This window comes from Candidatus Tisiphia endosymbiont of Dioctria linearis (genome assembly GCF_964026545.1).
Lineage (GTDB): Bacteria > Pseudomonadota > Alphaproteobacteria > Rickettsiales > Rickettsiaceae > Tisiphia.
The window spans coordinates 331,108-348,083 of record NZ_OZ032156.1 but is presented as its reverse complement, the minus strand read 5'-3'; the positions used below and the strand labels follow the sequence as shown (position 1 = coordinate 348,083).

Sequence of the window (16,976 nt, the reverse complement as noted above, 5' to 3'; positions counted from 1 at the left end):
ATCACTTACCAACAGCAAATAATTTGAATTAGCTAATATATGTAAATGTAAATGCCAGAATTATATGATAATTCTGCTACAGAAATTATAGGTAGCGGGGTTTTAGCTCTTGATGTAGTAAAGCAACCATATTTTAAAGAAATTGTAGAGTTTGCTCACAGTAGTGGGATTGTTTTACCTATCACACCTGATGCTACAAATGAAGAGATCAGGACTCAAGGTTATATATTAGTTAGTTCATTATTAGATAACATCATTGCTAGCCCCCAGAAAGAATCAAACTCTAATATTCTCGGTAAATGTTTAGATACATTAAAAGCGGTTGGAGAACATGGTAATGCTGTTCTATCCAGCTATGTTAACGATCAATTAATAACATTATTACTTAGCGATAATTATTCAGAGCATAGAACTACTATTTGTCATGTACTGATCAATGGAGAATATGTAGTTAGTGATCAGCAAAATATCAAGCTTAACACGTTAGTTATCTCTCTTGATTCCAATTTTTCCACTCCTATTATTGAATTATTATTAGCTAAAGGTAAGATTAGTACTGAAGTAATAGATAATGTACTAAAATTTATTAAGGCAAGTAAGATTGGTGGTACCGATAACTCAGTATATAAGCAGCAATTATTATTAATTGTTCAGAGTTTCAATGATAATAATTCTCTTAAAGAAAAACTAGCACCTCAAATATTAGACTTTTTCAAATTATTCCAAGATATAAGCTTTTTATCTGAAATGGCAAAGATAATTGGTAATGCAGATTTCTTTAAACCTGTCATTAATGAACTAAAAAATAACTTCCAATGTTTAGAAAAATTATTAAAAATAGAGAGTAAGGTTTGCCAAACAAAGCAAAAAATTATAAGTCAAGGTAGTGTCCCAAATCAATTTGGTTATCTGTTAGATAGTCCAGATGTTATTCTTACTGAAAATTCTTCAAAGTTTATATTAGACTTATATAATATTAATCTACCAAATAAAACTTGGTTATTAAATGATTATTATCAAGCTTTAAAATATACTCAAGTATTGTTAAATAAAATCTTACGATGTAAAATCCCTGTTAATACAGAATTCATATGTTGTTATGAGAAATATGTGACAGAGTTACTGCTTAGCTCTTATTTTCGTGCAGGTTATCCATCTATCTTAACATTTAGCACAAATATTTGTGCAATGCTATTAACGCAAGGCTGCAATATATCAGGGGAATGTTTGGAAGTCTTGATAAGTAGCCTTAGTAATAATCCGATAAATAATGCTAATCTTGCTAACATATCTGAAATATTAGCGAGATTAGCCTCGCATAATAAGATTCCAGTTTTGACCATCAATACAAGTATAGCATTATTGAAGAGCTGCACTAATAGTCCAAATCAAAATAATATCAATAATATTGTCGGAGCATTTGAGAATTTTGCTAGATTTAAGATTCAAGATGATAGTTTGACTGATATTATATGTGAGAAATATCTTGGTCAATCATTGGGGCTCGATCGAATATTAGGAACTTTGGAGATTATTGCTAGTAATTCAGGTAAGCTTCCTGAGCAGAGTATTAGTTCATTAACAGAGTTTATTCTAGACCTTGATAATGGGATAACATTACGCATTAGGGCAATAGAGTTGCTACAAAGAGTAGCAGGAGGAATAAGGGAGGAGGATGTATCTAAGTTACTGAAAGGAGAAAAGCAAACTATCTATATGGAAGTTGATTATAATAATAGTCAGCTACCATTAGCAAATAATATTGATTGGAAGCAATTTGATTTAGAATATTTACAGTCAATCAAGGATACTGGAGCTACAGGAGATATTTTAGATGATATTGGTGATAATAATCTAATTGCTAAAGAATCCAGTACTGAAGTAATAGATTATAAAACAGCACTAGCTGTAACAAAACTACTGGCTAAATATGCAGCAGCAAAACATGGTAGACTTACTGAGGTAAGTATTAATTCTTTGGAACAAGCATTAAATAATGATGTTCTAGCCGCAGAAGCCTTAGCAGCACTTGCGATTGTTGCTGAGAAGCATCCAGCTTTACTTAAGCAGGAGTTATTTGATTATATAAAAGAACACCACTCACAAATACATTATCAAATATTATTTAATACAAGTTTGGACTCACTAGATAAGTTGCTCAATGATGAGTTAGCGGAGCATAGTATAGCTAAAGTATATGATAAGTCTAAACTAATTGGCGAGGAATTAAATAAGTTAATTGATTTGCTTAAGGGTGATGGCGTACAGAATATAGGTAGATTATATCAGATAATTAGTAAGACACTAATAGTTAATCCTGACTTATTTAGTGAATGTTTGCTATTAGTGCAGCGAATAATTTTGCTATACTCAAATGATTTAAAGGAGAGTACAAATGAAGATATTAAAGTAATTAATCAGCTGATAGATTTTAAGCAGATATCTTACCGGGATTTGTGTTGGTTCCTTAGTAAAGGCTGCTACTCGAAGTTATTACATAAGGCTATTGAGGAATATTTTAATAGTAATATTGATAAATTACTAGAAGATTCTCATACCTTGAGAGAGATGCTTGGAGGTCTAAGTTCTTTGGTAGTGATTAGTGGTGATTTAGCTTTAGATACTATTAATAATTTGATTAGTTTAGCTAAGGATTTACCGGCTCAGGCGGTTAATATTATCAGGATTATTCAGCTAAATAAGGCGAATTTAGCTGATTATTAATTTAGCTTATTAGAAGAATTATTTAACAATAGTAATAAACAACTAACCTTAGTGCTATCGAACTTATGGGCTAAGGCTGGTAAACAATTGCTACTTCCTAAGTCAATTGCAGTATTATTTAAATTTTTAGAGTCCAAAACACCCTTGGGAATTTTGCCTACTAGTCAACTTAGAGAGGAAGCAAAAATCTTATTACAATTGCGATCAGCGGATGCCAGTATAGATAAGATATCTCTAATTACCTCTCTGGAAGGTAGAGAATTACAAATAGAGAGCATTAATACCATTTTACACTTAATCAAATCAAAAAATTTGACTAAAGCATGTATTAAAGTTTTAGCTAATTTATTCCCTCCACCTTATTTAGATGAGGAAATAAGTGAAATTATTTGTAAATCCCGTGAGGGGTTAGAGGACGAATATCTTAAGTTAAAGGCATTTTTAACCGGTGATGTGGAGGTTTTTTTACTAAGTGAACAGCAGAGAAGGATTAAAAATATTATAGAGATTAAATTCCCTGATTGGCATTTAACTCATTTCTATCTTGAGCAGTTGGAGAAAAGCTTAAATTATCATTCCGATAGTCCAGAGTTTATGGAGGAAATTTTATTGGGAATAATATTAGAGAAAGCAAGCTCTATAGAAGAATATAGTAATTTCTTGAAATTAATAAACAAGCATAATATTAGCCAACAAGAGATAATAAGTAATTTAGGCTATGCCAGCCTAGCAAATATAATAGATGTTATAGAAACTAAAATATTATCTGAATCATTAGAGAACCTTGAAGGTCTTGGAGCAGACGATATTTTGGCAAGGATTAGGCAGTTTTGCTATCAATTAAAGTCAAAAGGCTGGTCAGTAAGTAACTTAGTTGAGATTTTACAATATATTAATGCAAATAATATATTGTTTTTTGTAAGTGGCTTTACAACTATTTATGAATATCAAATAACCGATGAACAAAGGAACAAAGAAGGTGATACGGTAGTTGATATTGTTAGTAAAGAGCCTGGCAAGAAATTGGAGCCAGCCATTTATACTATTGCTAGTAATCAATTTGAGCATAAATTGGAGAATAAGGGGGCTGAATTACTAAAAAAGTTTGTTGAGCTTAACCCTGATTTAGCAGGGAAAGCTGAAGAATATGTAGCTACTTTACAGAGAATCCAAAGTTTATATTCAGCTAGTGATAATGGGTTAGCTATAAAAGATTGGAATGCAGAACAAGTAAAAGAGTGGGCAATAAAATTTAAGGCTAGTTGTTCACCGGGAAGTGTTATTAGTAAAGATGATCTAGTAAAACTTATAGCAGTACTACAAAGAGCTAATAATCTACATACGGTACAAAATGGTAAAGAAGGGCATTTACTTCGCGATACGCAAATAGCCTCCCTATTATTGTTACTTGATTATGCTCCAATTAACAAAGGTAAATTACTACAAATCGCAACTGGTGAGGGCAAATCAACAATATCTGCCATGCTAGCTGCCATACTAGCCTTAAATGGAGAAAAAGTAGATTTGATCACTAGTTCACCTGTTCTGTCTAGCATTGGTTATGAAGGAGCTAGGGGTTTTTTTGAGTTATTGGGACTAAGCGTTGATATTAATATCGGGAAAGCCAATACGAGTGGAGAAAAAGCTTGTTATTCCTGTGATATAGTATACGGAGATGCATTAAGTTTTCAAACCGACTTTCTCAGTAATACTAGTGGTCAAGGTGCAAGCCGTGGTGATAGAGATTTTGCCGTCACGATAGTAGACGAAGTAGATAGTATGCTAGTAGATAGCAGCAATCATATTGCTAAACAAACAGCACCTGTTCCGTTGATGGAATATTTACTACCTATTCTGACTATAGCATGGAATAATTTTCAGAAAGTCATTCTACCTATGAATTTTGAAGAAAGTTTTGCTATTGAAAGGACTAGGGAAATGATAGAGAGCATTATCGATGCATCACCCATACCAAAACATCTAGTGCAATATGCTAAATTCCAGGCAGGTAATTGGGCGGCAAGTTTAGTAGGAGCTGCACTTAAGTTGCAATTAGATATAGACTATGTAATTAACATTAATGCTGATGGTAAGAAAGTAATCAACCCTGTAGATAGTAGTACAGGGGTAACGCAAGAAAATATGGTATGGCAAAATGGCTTGCACCAATTCTTACAAATAAAGCATAATTGTCGTATTTCTTCAGAAGGATTAACTACCTTTTTTATTAGCAATATTTGTTATTTCCTAAAATATGGCAAAATTCTTGGCATGACCGGTACACTTGGCTCTGATAGTTCACAGAAATTTGTAAAAACTGTATATGGAGTAGATATTACCTTTGTCCCAACTTATAAAGACAAACAGGTTATAGAGTTACCAGCTAGGCTTGAACTAACCTTAGATGATTTAAGAGAGGCAGTATGTGAGAGTAGCTACCAAGAAGCGATATTGCACAATAGAGCTGTACTAATAATATGCAAGAACATCAAGGATGCAGCAGAGCTTTGTACAGCGTTGGAAAATAAATGTGGCAATAAGGGGAAAATTATTAATTATTCAAGAAGTGAAAAGACCTTATATAACTCCGATATAGAGCAATTAGCCCGATCTAATACTATTATAGTTGCAACTAATTTAGCTGGTAGAGGAACTGACATTAAGACTAGTTCAGAGGTTGAGGCAAATGGTGGGCTACATGTTATATCTACTTTCATTGCCGAGAATGCCAGAGATGAAGCACAAGTAAAGGGTAGGACTGCAAGGCAAGGTAATAGTGGAAGTTATCAGATTATCGCGTTAGATAACAACTATTATGAGTATCAATCTCTAGGTATAAGTAGCGAGGAAGTAGTTGCTGCTAAAAAGCAAGAGCGTGATGCACAAGAAAGTTATCATGTTACCCATAGTATAGAGCATACTATACCAGGTTTTCTTGTTCAAGATGACTTATACCAAAAATTTACTTCTGTCTACTCAGAATTCGCTAAAGCAGTTGGGGATAAAAGAAGAGTTGATGGCAAGGTTAAGCAATTCATCGAGGATTTTGGCTTATGGCTAAAAACCCACAAAGAAAGTGATAATATAGATACGTTTATTACCGCTGCTAAAGCTAAGCATCAAGCTGGTAATTATAGCAATCCTAGTTATGTAGTTCTTCACTATTATGGTCTTAGTGATTCTGGAGCTATTCTTAGAACTCTTGGCAAAGCCACAAATATTGATGATATCTATAATTTTGCTGCTCATTATTATACAGCAGAATGCTTTATTAACAGAGGTCCCGAAAATGATGAGAACTATAAAAGTAATGCAATATCGTCGTTACTGGAAACTGGCAACAGATTATCTGAAATTTTATCATATTTAACAGCCATGGCTACAACAGTAGCTACCTCCACCAGTGCTGACAATGAATTATTAAAACAAATTACTACTAAAATTGGTTTTTTTAAGAGTTTTTATGAGCATATAAACTCAGCACTTAAGGTCATTAACGAATCTGGTGAGTTGGAAGTAAGAGTTAAATCAAATATTGGCAAAGACAAACTAGCTCCTGATTTAAGCAAAGACGATATAGTGGAAATCGAGTTTATGGGCATTAGTACAATATTTGAGCTAGATACTTATAAACCACGGCAAGAATGGCAAGATACCATGTTAGTAGCAGTTTGTGCTATTGCCCAAATGGCAGTAGGGGCATTTATTGCTGTTGGGACGCTAGGTGGTGGTATGCCACTTGCTACTAGTATTTTTATTGAAGGGTTGATGGATGCCTATAAGGTAGCTGCTAGCGTTGCTAAAGGTAAAGCAATTAATTTAGAGGATTATTTCCTCGGTAAAGCAATTAGCTATGCGGTAATTGGTGCACAAGTTGGTTGTACTAAACTAGCTGAAGCTTCTGCTGCTAGAAAAGCCGCAGCAGAAGGAACAAAACAAGCAGCAACTGAGGCAACCACGAAAAAATCTTTAGAAACTACAGTAGTTCAAGGAGCTACCAAGAATCTAGAATTAGAGACAGTTAAGCAGCTAGCTAAAACAGCAGGGGTTCAATTCGCTAAAACTATAGCTGTTGAGCAAGCCTGTAATTGGGTAAGTAACGAAATAAGAGAAAATGTCCTAGATGGTGTAGAAGAAAGGATAGCTGGCGGTGTTGCAAAGGTAGCAAGTAATGCTTTAAGTCATAATACTATATTACTAGGCAAGGGTAATGTAGAGCGTCACCAGATGATGACAGAAATACAACATGGTATTTTCCATGCTACTAAGACCAGGGAACATGCTAGGATTATCAATGAGTTAGTGTCTGGAATATCTTCTGCTGCAGCTAAGCATAGTGATTTGGCAGGGGCTATACATACTGTCCATAGAGTAGGCGGTATGATAGATATAGCGAGCAAATTAGAGCCGATCATAGATGATATAAAACATAATATAGAAACTAGCATTAATAAAGCAGGAGGAAGAGCCAAAGCTAAGTTTAAAGATCAGACTATGGAAATGAGTAGTAGCGAGCAGGATAGTAAAATTGCCGATTTATCTAAGGAGATAGGTAATATGGTTGGTAAAGCGATGTTAAATCTTATTCAGGGGAAGCTAGTTAATCCGATTGTAGGTAGTGGTATTAGTCTAGTTGCTGATAAGTTGCTTGAGAATTACCAAAAAGAGCAAATGAATCAATTAAATAAGTATAAGAAAGAAATTGATATGAGAAAGGCTGAACTTGCTGCTTATCGTCCTGCTAGCTATAGTGGTGCTATTCCTAAACTTAGTGGTGGTCCTCCTTACCCTAAACCCAGTGGTCATCCTAACTCCAATAGTTATCCTAACCCCAATAGTCATCCTGAACGAAGTGAAGGAACTAATAAAGCTCCAGATACCAATCTTCCGTGGTTGACCAGCGGCGATCTAGTACTCAATTCGCTATCGAGAAAGTCAGGTTCTATGGTTGGTAATGACTATTCAATGGTATTATTGTCATCTTCATTGAAACAGCCGATCTATGTCTTTGAAAATGGTAAGATGTTGCAATCTTATGGCAAAAGTCAGGGTGGTAAGGCAATTACTATCGGTTATAACCCAACTAACCAGCAATATTTTAGTTTTTCTAATAAAGGTTCGAATAATAGTGGCAGCATATATGATGCTATATCCGGTAGCACTCAAGGTAAGTACTCAGCAGATATCTTAAAGGGCATAGCCTGTCCGATTGTGCCTAAAGAACCCTTAAACCCACCATCACCATCAACTCCTCAACCGAAACCCTTAAGTCCAGCAGAATTATCGGGAGCTAAATTTTTGCTAGCTACTCTAACAGCCGATAAACAGGCAGCACAAGCCAAACAGCAGCAATATTACCAAAACATCCTGCAAATTGCTGGGCAGAATATGCGTGATGCTGAAGCCAAGAAGCTCGCCCGGGATGAAACCTTAATGCAACAAGCTTATGCAGTAGGCGGGGAGATGGGGGGTGCTATAGCTAAAATTATTAAACCAATGGAGGAGTGCAAAACCACTGGAGATACTGATAAGAATATAGCTGACTATTTCAATAATCCAAATAACAAATATGCTAATAATCAGCTAGTTAAGTCAGTAGCCCAGGCTGGAGAAGTGATAGAATGGGCTGGTAGCAATTTTGCATATGCGGTATCGCATATGGAAGGTGGGCGAGAAACACTGGCAGCTATAGGTGCGGTTGTTGGAGGTGCAATTGATGGGGTCAAATATGTTGCCAAGGGTGCTACAAAAATCGTACTGCCTAAAGATGTATATAACCATATAGCACAGCACTATAATGACTTACCACGAGGGGTGCAAATATCGCTAGAAACAGCTTTACTCTCTGCTATGCCAGTTGGGACTGTTGTAAAAGTTGCAGGTAATACTATAGGAAAAATTCCATTAGCTAATGTACCAAAGCTACTTGCTGTGAAACCTATCCCTCATATCCCTATAGACCCCCTCTCTCTGGTTAAATCCAAACATTACAATCCACTATTGGCTATCGAAGATGGAGTTGGTAAAATATCTGTTGACACAGGGGCTGTCCTAACCAAACCAACTATCCCACTGGAAATCAAACCCATAACCTCATCTGTGCTTCCTAAGGTTGAGCATAAATTACCAACTTCTGAAGTGGCAATTGAAAGTAGTGGCAAGGTAATAGAGGGAGTAGGAAAACTGCCTGTTAAATATGAAGGTGAAAGTATATTGTTCCAGTCACGTGATGCTGCAAGACAGTTTGGAGATACCCCGCAAGTACAAAAAGCTGCTAATAAGTTTTTTGGTAGTGCTACTAATGAAATTCATGAAGCTACGAATACTTTAAAATATGGAGATTTTGAGATAATAAAAATGGAAAATGGAAATATAGTTATGAAACATACTGTAAAATCCAAAACTCCTGGATATAATAAAAGCTTCATTAAGATTATTGATAATGATGGTACTACATTACGTCATTTTAAGGAAACAATTGATCCTAGAGGTATTGTTATCGAAATAAAAATAATAAAATAAAAATTTATGGTATAAAATTATGTTAGAATTTGTAGTGGTTACTCGAGAGTATTTATTAAGCTTACTGGATGCTTGGCAACAAAATAAAATAACAGCAGCTGAGCTATATGAAACGGCTAATCAGCTTTATGATGCTGATAACACAAAAGTTTTAGATTGGGAAAATGGAGATGGTTTTTCAGTGACAATGGAAGTGCTACAATATCTTGAGTCGCTAAATATGAATTTTATAGTTCAAGAAGATATTGAACCATGTAAAGAATTTCTGCAAACAAAAATGGGTCATTATAAGGAAGGAACAAAGAAGTGGCAGCAGTATACCTCTTCAATAAATTACGAAGAAAGAATGAAGCAACTAAAAGGTCAATATCCATATATTAGCTAGCTAAATACTGTATCTATTAATACAAGAACTTCCTGCTAGTGAGGCTAGTAAAACAGGGGCATCTCTTGGTGAAAATATCCTAACCAAACCAACTATCCCACTGGAAAGCAAACCCATAACCTCATCTGTGCTTCCTAAGGTTGAGCATAAATTACCAGCTTCAGAAGTGGGAGAGCTATCGCAATCTACTTGGAGTAATTGGGAAGATGTAGAGAAAGTCATTATAAACAATAAAGAGTATGGAAATTTATTATATACTAGACATGCTCTAGAAAATACTTATCCTGCTTCACTAGGTAGGGTGGCTGGACATACATCAAATCACCCACCTGTAGGCATACCGCCTAATTTTGTACAAATGATCATTGAATCCCCTTATACTAAAGTATATGAAAAGGTGAAGGATGGAATAGGACGAACAATATATGAAACTGAAAACATAAGAGTAATTACTGAAAATAATATAGTTGTTACTATTAGTAGAAAGAAATAGGGGTGCAAATATGCATAATGGTAATAAAAATATTTTAAATAGAGTATTTGATAGTATAGAAAAATTTCGTACAAAGCAAATAAATGCAGATGATATGGTAGCAAACTTGAGTGGCAATATCAGCGCACTAGAAGGTGTAACCCAGGAATTCATAGATAATTTTCATGGATTTATAGGAGAAATAGATTTTATTAAATATACTGAAAATTCCAATTTGGTAGATGATCTTATATTAAAGGAGGTTAATGATTACGACAGTTATTTAAGAAAATACTTTAGTAACAGGTAATATGAAATTAACACATTTTATAAAATAACCTAACCAAATTAAATGCTCAAGAGATAGAACCTAAACCTAAATTGGAAAATAAAAAGTAGGATCAAAATGAGGGATTGGTGGTCAAAGCAAGAGAGGAAAGATATTAAAAGAGTCTGTAATAGATGGATTAAGGGTAATTTAACTGCTAAAGAAATCAAAAAAAATATTGGTACGCTATCTTGGGCAGTTAGTTGCTTATTACCTGAATTAGAAAAAGAAGTATATGCTAGCAATGCAGTAGATATATTAATTGATGATATTTTAGAAATGGATTCAATATCTAATGAAGAAAAAGATGAGTCAATACTAGAATTGGTAGAAATTAATAAGGAAGAATTACAATTTCTAGCTAAAAGGGTAATTGAACAAATAGATATTAATACACGGGAATATCTGGAGTGGTATAAAAAAGAAGCAGAGGAGCGTGGTTTTTGCCGTAAATCAACAGAAGAGCTAATAGCAAGACATACCGATACAGAAGATGAATGATCAGCTCCTCGATGATTACTAATAATTTCTTTTAAATTATTATATTTTTTTCATTCTGCTACTTAGTGGTAGTGATTTTTGGTGTATATTATAGCAAGTTAAGAAAATTAGTTGCTATGTTAAATCTTATTCAGGGGAAGCTAGTTATAGCTAACCAGGCTAATATTACGCCGAATTCACAAACGTCTATTAGCGAGAAGGTCACTTTACAACATTACGTCATTGCGAGAAGGCGTGAGCCGACGAAGCAATCCAAGAAAGTGATTAGATTTGGATTGCTTCGTCGCAACAAAGCTACTCCTCGCAATAACGTTTGGGATGTATATACGTCATTGCGAGACCATGTAAATGGTTGAAGCAATCCATTAAACTAGATTGCTTCGGAGGTTTACACCTCCTCACAATGGCATAGTAATTACTTATTACTTACATCCTCGTAATTAGCATCAACTACTTTATCGTCATCACTTGCCTTAGCTTCTGTATTACTATCATCTTCTGACGGAGATTTGTACATAGCTTCTCCAATTTTCATGCTTGCTGCCATAAGAGCGTCAGTTTTCGCTTTAATTTCTTCAGGATTATCTGACTCTAAAGCTGCCTTTAACTCTGTTATAGCATTTTCTACTTGTTGTTTATCACTAACTGATATTTTACCATCATATTCTTTTAGAGTCTTTTCAGTTGAATAAATCAAGCTATCGGCATTATTTTTAGCTTCAATTAATTCACGACGCTTTTTATCCTCATCAGCATTTTTTTCCGCATCTTTGACCATTTGTTCAATTTCTGCATCACTAAGCCCTCCAGAAGCCTGGATAGTTACTTTTTGTTCTTTACCACTAGCTTTATCTTTGGCAGAAACGTGAACTATACCATTAACATCGATATCAAAGGTTACTTCAATTTGTGGTGCTCCTCGTGGGGCAGGGGGAATACCATCAAGATTAAATTGCCCAAGCAGCTTATTAGCAGCTGCCATTTCCCGTTCACCTTGGAATACTCTAATCGTTACCGCATGTTGGTTATCGTCCGCCGTAGAGAATGTTTGACTTTTCTTGGTAGGAATAGTTGTATTACGATCAATCAGCCTAGTAAATACCCCCCCAAGAGTTTCAATACCTAAAGATAAAGGGGTAACATCTAGTAATAATATATCAGTAACTTCTTTGTTTAATACCCCACCTTGAATAGCAGCCCCTAGAGCTACAACTTCATCAGGATTTACTCCTCTATGTGGTTCGCGACCAAAAAATTCTTTTACCTTGTCAATAACTTTTGGCATTCTAGTCATACCGCCAACTAGCACTACTTCCTGAATATCTGAGGCTTTTAGCCCAGCATCTTTTAAAGCTTTCTTACATGGTTCTATTGTATCATCAATTAGCGTTGCCACTAAGGATTCTAATTTTGCTCTAGTAAATTTTATATTTAAATGTTTAGGACCTGAACTATCAGCTGTAATATATGGTAAATTAACATCGGTTTGCGGTACAGATGATAATTCTTTTTTAGCTTTTTCTGCAGCTTCTTTCAAACGCTGTAAAGCTAAAGGATCTTTGCGTAAATCCATACCGCTTTCTTTCTTAAATTCATCGATTAAATAATCTAGAATTCTTGAATCAAAATCTTCCCCACCAAGGAAAGTATTACCGTTGGTAGATTTAACCTCAAATACTCCGTTACCTATTTCTAAAATTGATACGTCAAACGTACCGCCACCAAGATCATAAACTGCAATTATTTTGCTTTCAGCTTTATCAAAACCATATGCTAAAGCTGCGGCTGTTGGTTCGTTGATTATCCGTAATACGTCCAAACCAGCAATTTTTCCAGCATCTTTGGTTGCTTGACGTTGTGCATCATTAAAATATGCTGGTACAGTAATAACTGCTTGCGTTACCTTTTCACCAAGATAATTTTCAGCTGTTTCCTTCATTTTTTGCAGAATATAAGCACTAATTTGACTAGGTGAATATTTTTCTCCGTTAACTTCAACCCAAGCATCATTATTAGCAGCTTTTACGATTTGGTACGGTACAAGGTCTTGATCTTTTTTAACCATAGGATCAGAGAAATTTCTACCTATCAATCTTTTAACGCCATATAAAGTATTCTTTGGATTGGTCACAGCTTGACGCTTTGCTGGTTCGCCAATTAATTTTTCACCACCGCTAGCAAATCCTACCATTGAGGGAGTCGTTCTAACTCCTTCGGCATTTGCTATAACTTTCGGTTCTTTCCCTTCCATTACTGCAACGCAGGAATTTGTTGTTCCTAAATCTATACCTATAATTTTTGCCATATACACTCCTAATTCCGATTAAACAATTCAACTTAACAAGTTCTGATATAGTAATTTACAATCTATTTTACAAGAGGTGGTGGTGAAAAAAAATCGTGAAAATACTTATTATGGGAGAAGGGGATAGGGCATTTGGACGAGTCACCTATTTCACTTTGCACATTTCTACGATTTTGAATTCCCCTAATCTTTTCTTTATTAGAACCTTCTCTTACTTCGATTAATCCTTGCTCTAGATATTTTAACTTAGAGCTTTCAGCATAAAGAACCATATGCTGAAAAAATTTTGTAAACTTACCCACTAACTTATTACCACCATTCCAATACAGATCCTCAATCATCAGCATCTCGTTAGGTTTTAGCTTATCCCAAGACTTACCATAAATATTTTTTAGTTCGATGCGATTAACAGCACTCTTGTAGTCGTATATCATTCGAGATTGTTGAGTTGTAATAGTTTGCTGACCATTATAAACTTTGTCAAATGATATCAAACCCTGAAATATTGCCTGCCAAACAATTTTTGCTTTGGGATTATCCATATTAAAACCTATTCCTATGGTCTTGTTGCCCTTAATATCTTTATATATCTGTAATATTTCATTTTCATTACCTTTAATAAAAACAAATACCATTTCTTGATAAAATTGTAGATGTTGCGGGTTAGAAAGATTTAAACCATGTAATTTATTCCGTAATTCAGCGGCAAATTTTATACTTACTACCATAAATTTATAACCATTATTATCTTAGACTTCTTGCATAAGTCAATCTAGTTGGGGGTTTTGTTGTCGAAACTCGCCTCCGCTCCTCATGTACGTTTATGTACACGAAGGTAGCAGGCTTCGTTTCTCCTAAAAATCCCGAGAGCTTTTTTGACTTATGCAAGAAGTCTCTTGAAAAAATCAATAATAACAGATTTTTAGCTAGCACTAAGAGTGTCAGCACAATTTTTTATTTTTTTTGACTATTTCTTGTATATTCATTTTGAGGGTTCCTTATTAAGTTGTTTGTGAATCCTCACTTATACAATCTTAAGTCGTATTTTCCTATATCTTTTTCATCTCATTTTCCTTGAACTGATGCTTATGCACAATGACGAGACTGTTCTTACCCAAGCGTCACTACGAATACCTTGCAATAGCCCGTCATTGCAAGACCACGCAAGTAGGTCGTGGCAATCTACTATTCATTGGATGTTATTTTTTTATACAACTTTGAAATTAAATATTGACTTCTATATAAAAAACCTATTATATCAATTTAGTTAGTTTTTATTAACTATCTTGTTAAACTAAATGTTAATCAATATTATAAAATAGGAAACAATTTTTATGAAATATTTCTCGCCTTCTCATCTTCTTACCACATCTCTTGTTCTACTTTATACTACAACCTCAACTTTAGCTAAGGTAGTCTTTACAAGAGAAAATACGGGTATAGAAAAAGCTAATGATAGTACTTCCGAGCTAGATGTATCATCATCCCTACCGTCTATTTATCAATATCAGAATGATCCAGCATTGGTAAAAATAATTAAAGAAGCTACTGAAAAACCTACATACGGTGACCCTGTAGCTAAACAACTTAGGTTAGATAGGGAAGAACGCTCAGAACTCAAAGAGTATATAGTAAAGGCAGTTGAGTTATGTTAGTGATTGTGATAATATAAAATGAAAAATGTCAACTAGCCCATACAGTATAGATTTAAGAGAAAAAGTAATAAAATATCTAGAAGCAGGAAATAGTCAAAGGTCAGCATCTAGAGTTTTTCAATTGAGCCCTACAACAGTAAATACATGGCATGTAAGGTATAAGAAAGAAGGTCATTATCAAGCAAGGAAGTATAAAGGAGCAAAGCCTAGTATAGAAATGGATGATTTTATCAAGTATGTAGAAGAAAATCCTAATAGCAAAACGGAAGATATTGGTAAGAAATTTGGGATAAGCGCTAGTGGGGCAAGATATTGGCTAAGACAATTGGGATTTAGTTATAAAAAAAAGCCTTTACCTATGTGGAAGCTAATGCTGAAAAGCGATGTAAGTATTTAGAAGATATCAAAGATCTAGCTACAGATGCGCTTGTGTATATAGATGAGAGCGGAATAGAGATGAACATTACCCAAGATAGAGGTTGGGGAAAGAAAGGTCAAACACTACAAGCAAAGAAGAGTGGGAAGTATTACCAAAGGACGAATATTATAGCAGGTTTGGTAGGTAATAAATCTATAGCCCCTTTTGTATTCAATGGCACCTGTAATACCGAACTATTTAATAATTGGGTAGAGCAATTTTTGATAAAAGAGCTTATAGCTGGTCAAGTTGTGATTTTAGACAATGCTGCTTTTCATAAGTCTAAGAAGACTAAAGATTTAATAGAATCAGTAGGATGTAGGGTAATATTTTTACCACCTTACTCTCCTGACCTAAATCCAATAGAGAAATTTTGGGCTAATATGAAAAGGTGGATTAAACAAAAAATCGGGCTTTCACAAGAATTGTATAACACCATTTGTGCATTCTTTGCTGTAACATAACTTAACTGCTTTTGCTATAATAGTCTAGATGGCGGTGACCTCAACTCTTTATTTAAAGAACCTGTAGATAATTCTGATGTAGTTCTTCATAATAGAAGTAAGCGTGCTGCGGATGAGATCGTAGAAGTAAAGACCCTTACTTTGCCAAATGGTAGCTGCTTGATGGTTGGAAAGGGAGCAGTGTACACTCCTCCGCACTGGCTATTTTCTCCAGAACGAACCAACTTATATGCCAAGTGTTTAGTGGATGAACCCTGCCAAAATCAGAGATTTACTTTAAGCGAAGAAGGGGAGCAAGTTACTTGGGGAGATTCTTTGCGAGAGCTACAACTAACAAGCTCTACGGAGCCGCAAATAGCACAGATAGCTTTTACACATAAGCAATATTATGAGAGTGATGTAAGAAACACTTATGTTAAGAATTACAAATGTGGTTTACCATCTTCATCGCATTATGAACATTTTAAGGAGTGCAAAAGTTTGAAGTCTAAAGGTAAACATGAGGAAGCTCTAGTAGAATGCGCTAAGTCTCTTGAAGCACATCCAAATTTTGCACCAGCCATGGAACTGTTGGATGAGCTAAACACAATACTAGAACCAGTAGTTACTAATATTGAACCATCTTCTTCTGTCTCTTTTATTGAGGAAAACTCTACTACTATAACGGAAGAAACAATTACTCCCGTAGACCCTTCTAATGCTGCATTTAAGGGCATTGCCGCTCCTACAGCAACGCCACAGGAACAAACTACTATAGGTCAAGAAGGAAAAGTAATGGGTGGTCCAGTATACGGAGGAGCTGCAGTTATTGCTGCAGTAGCAGTAGCTGCTACTGCTTATGCTTGCAAGAAAGTTAAGGATATTCATTATAAACGTTGTAATGGCGTGCAAAAAGCAATAGTCGAAGCAGAAGACATCCTGTCTGATACCGGTGAGATTATGTTATCCCTACTACCTGGGACAAACCTCGCGCAAAACGTATTTACAATAGTTGGGAGTACTGTAGATATGGTAGAAGATGTAGTTTCAACGATAGGAAATGGAAGTGAAGCAACAGTGTAGCTGTATAAGTTACCAAAAAAACAGTTAGCGTTCACGGAAAAAAAGTTAAAGTACAAGACGTCTATTAGCGAGGAGGCTCCTTACAACACCGTCATTGCGAGGGGGCGTAAGCCGACGAAGCAATCCAGAAAACGATCAAA

12 protein-coding genes are annotated in these 16,976 nt (G+C 35.1%); 10 read left to right on the top strand and 2 right to left on the bottom strand.

All coding sequences use genetic code 11. The features are described from left to right. The first annotated feature begins 51 nt into the window (after positions 1 to 51). From AAGD42_RS01630 to AAGD42_RS01605, 6 genes are all read left to right on the top strand, one after another. Entirely contained in the window at positions 52 to 2,724 is a 2,673-nt protein-coding gene (locus tag AAGD42_RS01630) for a hypothetical protein (RefSeq protein WP_341753019.1), read from the top strand. 51 nt (positions 2,725 to 2,775) lie between these two features. Beyond that, positions 2,776 to 9,246, top strand: a complete 6,471-nt coding sequence (locus tag AAGD42_RS01625; protein ID WP_341753018.1) for a hypothetical protein — start codon at positions 2,776 to 2,778, stop codon at positions 9,244 to 9,246. A 19-nt stretch (positions 9,247 to 9,265) separates the two neighbouring features. After that, positions 9,266 to 9,631: a hypothetical protein gene (locus tag AAGD42_RS01620; RefSeq protein WP_341753017.1), complete on the top strand. Its 366-nt coding sequence runs from the start codon at positions 9,266 to 9,268 to the stop codon at positions 9,629 to 9,631. Positions 9,632 to 9,758: 127 nt separating this feature from the next. Continuing rightward, the gene (locus tag AAGD42_RS01615) at positions 9,759 to 10,124 is read left to right on the top strand and encodes a hypothetical protein (RefSeq protein ID WP_341753016.1); all 366 of its coding nucleotides are present in this window, start codon (positions 9,759 to 9,761) and stop codon (positions 10,122 to 10,124) included. Between the two features lie 10 nt (positions 10,125 to 10,134). Continuing rightward, complete coding sequence (locus AAGD42_RS01610; RefSeq protein WP_341753015.1) at positions 10,135 to 10,413, top strand: hypothetical protein; 279 nt, start codon at positions 10,135 to 10,137, stop codon at positions 10,411 to 10,413. 96 nt (positions 10,414 to 10,509) lie between these two features. Next, positions 10,510 to 10,932: a hypothetical protein gene (locus AAGD42_RS01605; RefSeq protein WP_341753014.1), complete on the top strand. Its 423-nt coding sequence runs from the start codon at positions 10,510 to 10,512 to the stop codon at positions 10,930 to 10,932. Positions 10,933 to 11,347: 415 nt separating this feature from the next. Here the strand turns inward: AAGD42_RS01605 and dnaK are convergent, their stop codons facing one another. Together dnaK and AAGD42_RS01595 are read right to left on the bottom strand one after the other, a co-directional pair. After that, positions 11,348 to 13,237: a molecular chaperone DnaK gene (gene dnaK / locus AAGD42_RS01600; protein ID WP_341753013.1), complete on the bottom strand. Its 1,890-nt coding sequence runs from the start codon at positions 13,235 to 13,237 to the stop codon at positions 11,348 to 11,350. A 62-nt stretch (positions 13,238 to 13,299) separates the two neighbouring features. Further along, positions 13,300 to 13,965, bottom strand: coding sequence for a hypothetical protein (locus AAGD42_RS01595; protein WP_341753012.1), 666 nt, complete (start codon positions 13,963 to 13,965; stop codon positions 13,300 to 13,302). A 606-nt stretch (positions 13,966 to 14,571) separates the two neighbouring features. On the opposite strand from AAGD42_RS01595, the gene AAGD42_RS01590 reads away from it, so the two are divergent. From AAGD42_RS01590 to AAGD42_RS01575, 4 genes are all read left to right on the top strand, one after another. Beyond that, positions 14,572 to 14,892 (top strand): hypothetical protein, encoded by a 321-nt coding sequence (locus AAGD42_RS01590; protein ID WP_341753011.1) that lies wholly within the window; start codon positions 14,572 to 14,574, stop codon positions 14,890 to 14,892. Between the two features lie 25 nt (positions 14,893 to 14,917). Beyond that, positions 14,918 to 15,289: a helix-turn-helix domain-containing protein gene (locus AAGD42_RS01585; RefSeq protein ID WP_341749594.1), complete on the top strand. Its 372-nt coding sequence runs from the start codon at positions 14,918 to 14,920 to the stop codon at positions 15,287 to 15,289. Further along, positions 15,253 to 15,774, top strand: a complete 522-nt coding sequence (locus AAGD42_RS01580; protein ID WP_341749620.1) for an IS630 family transposase — start codon at positions 15,253 to 15,255, stop codon at positions 15,772 to 15,774. The genes AAGD42_RS01585 and AAGD42_RS01580 overlap by 37 nt, the downstream gene beginning before the upstream one ends. A gap of 243 nt (positions 15,775 to 16,017) precedes the next feature. Beyond that, entirely contained in the window at positions 16,018 to 16,836 is an 819-nt protein-coding gene (locus AAGD42_RS01575; protein WP_341753010.1) for a hypothetical protein, read from the top strand. The last annotated feature ends 140 nt before the right edge of the window (positions 16,837 to 16,976 follow it).

Excerpts from the sequence above, each read along its gene's own strand:
- AAGD42_RS01620 (WP_341753017.1), top strand. The coding sequence starts at position 9,266 with ATGTTAGAATTTGTAGTGGTTACTCGAGAGTATTTATTAAGCTTACTG.
- AAGD42_RS01595 (WP_341753012.1), bottom strand. The coding sequence starts at position 13,965 with ATGGTAGTAAGTATAAAATTTGCCGCTGAATTACGGAATAAATTACAT.
- dnaK (WP_341753013.1), bottom strand. The coding sequence starts at position 13,237 with ATGGCAAAAATTATAGGTATAGATTTAGGAACAACAAATTCCTGCGTT.
- AAGD42_RS01610 (WP_341753015.1), top strand. The coding sequence starts at position 10,135 with ATGCATAATGGTAATAAAAATATTTTAAATAGAGTATTTGATAGTATA.
- AAGD42_RS01590 (WP_341753011.1), top strand. The coding sequence starts at position 14,572 with ATGAAATATTTCTCGCCTTCTCATCTTCTTACCACATCTCTTGTTCTA.
- AAGD42_RS01630 (WP_341753019.1), top strand. The coding sequence starts at position 52 with ATGCCAGAATTATATGATAATTCTGCTACAGAAATTATAGGTAGCGGG.
- AAGD42_RS01585 (WP_341749594.1), top strand. The coding sequence starts at position 14,918 with ATGTCAACTAGCCCATACAGTATAGATTTAAGAGAAAAAGTAATAAAA.
- AAGD42_RS01605 (WP_341753014.1), top strand. The coding sequence starts at position 10,510 with ATGAGGGATTGGTGGTCAAAGCAAGAGAGGAAAGATATTAAAAGAGTC.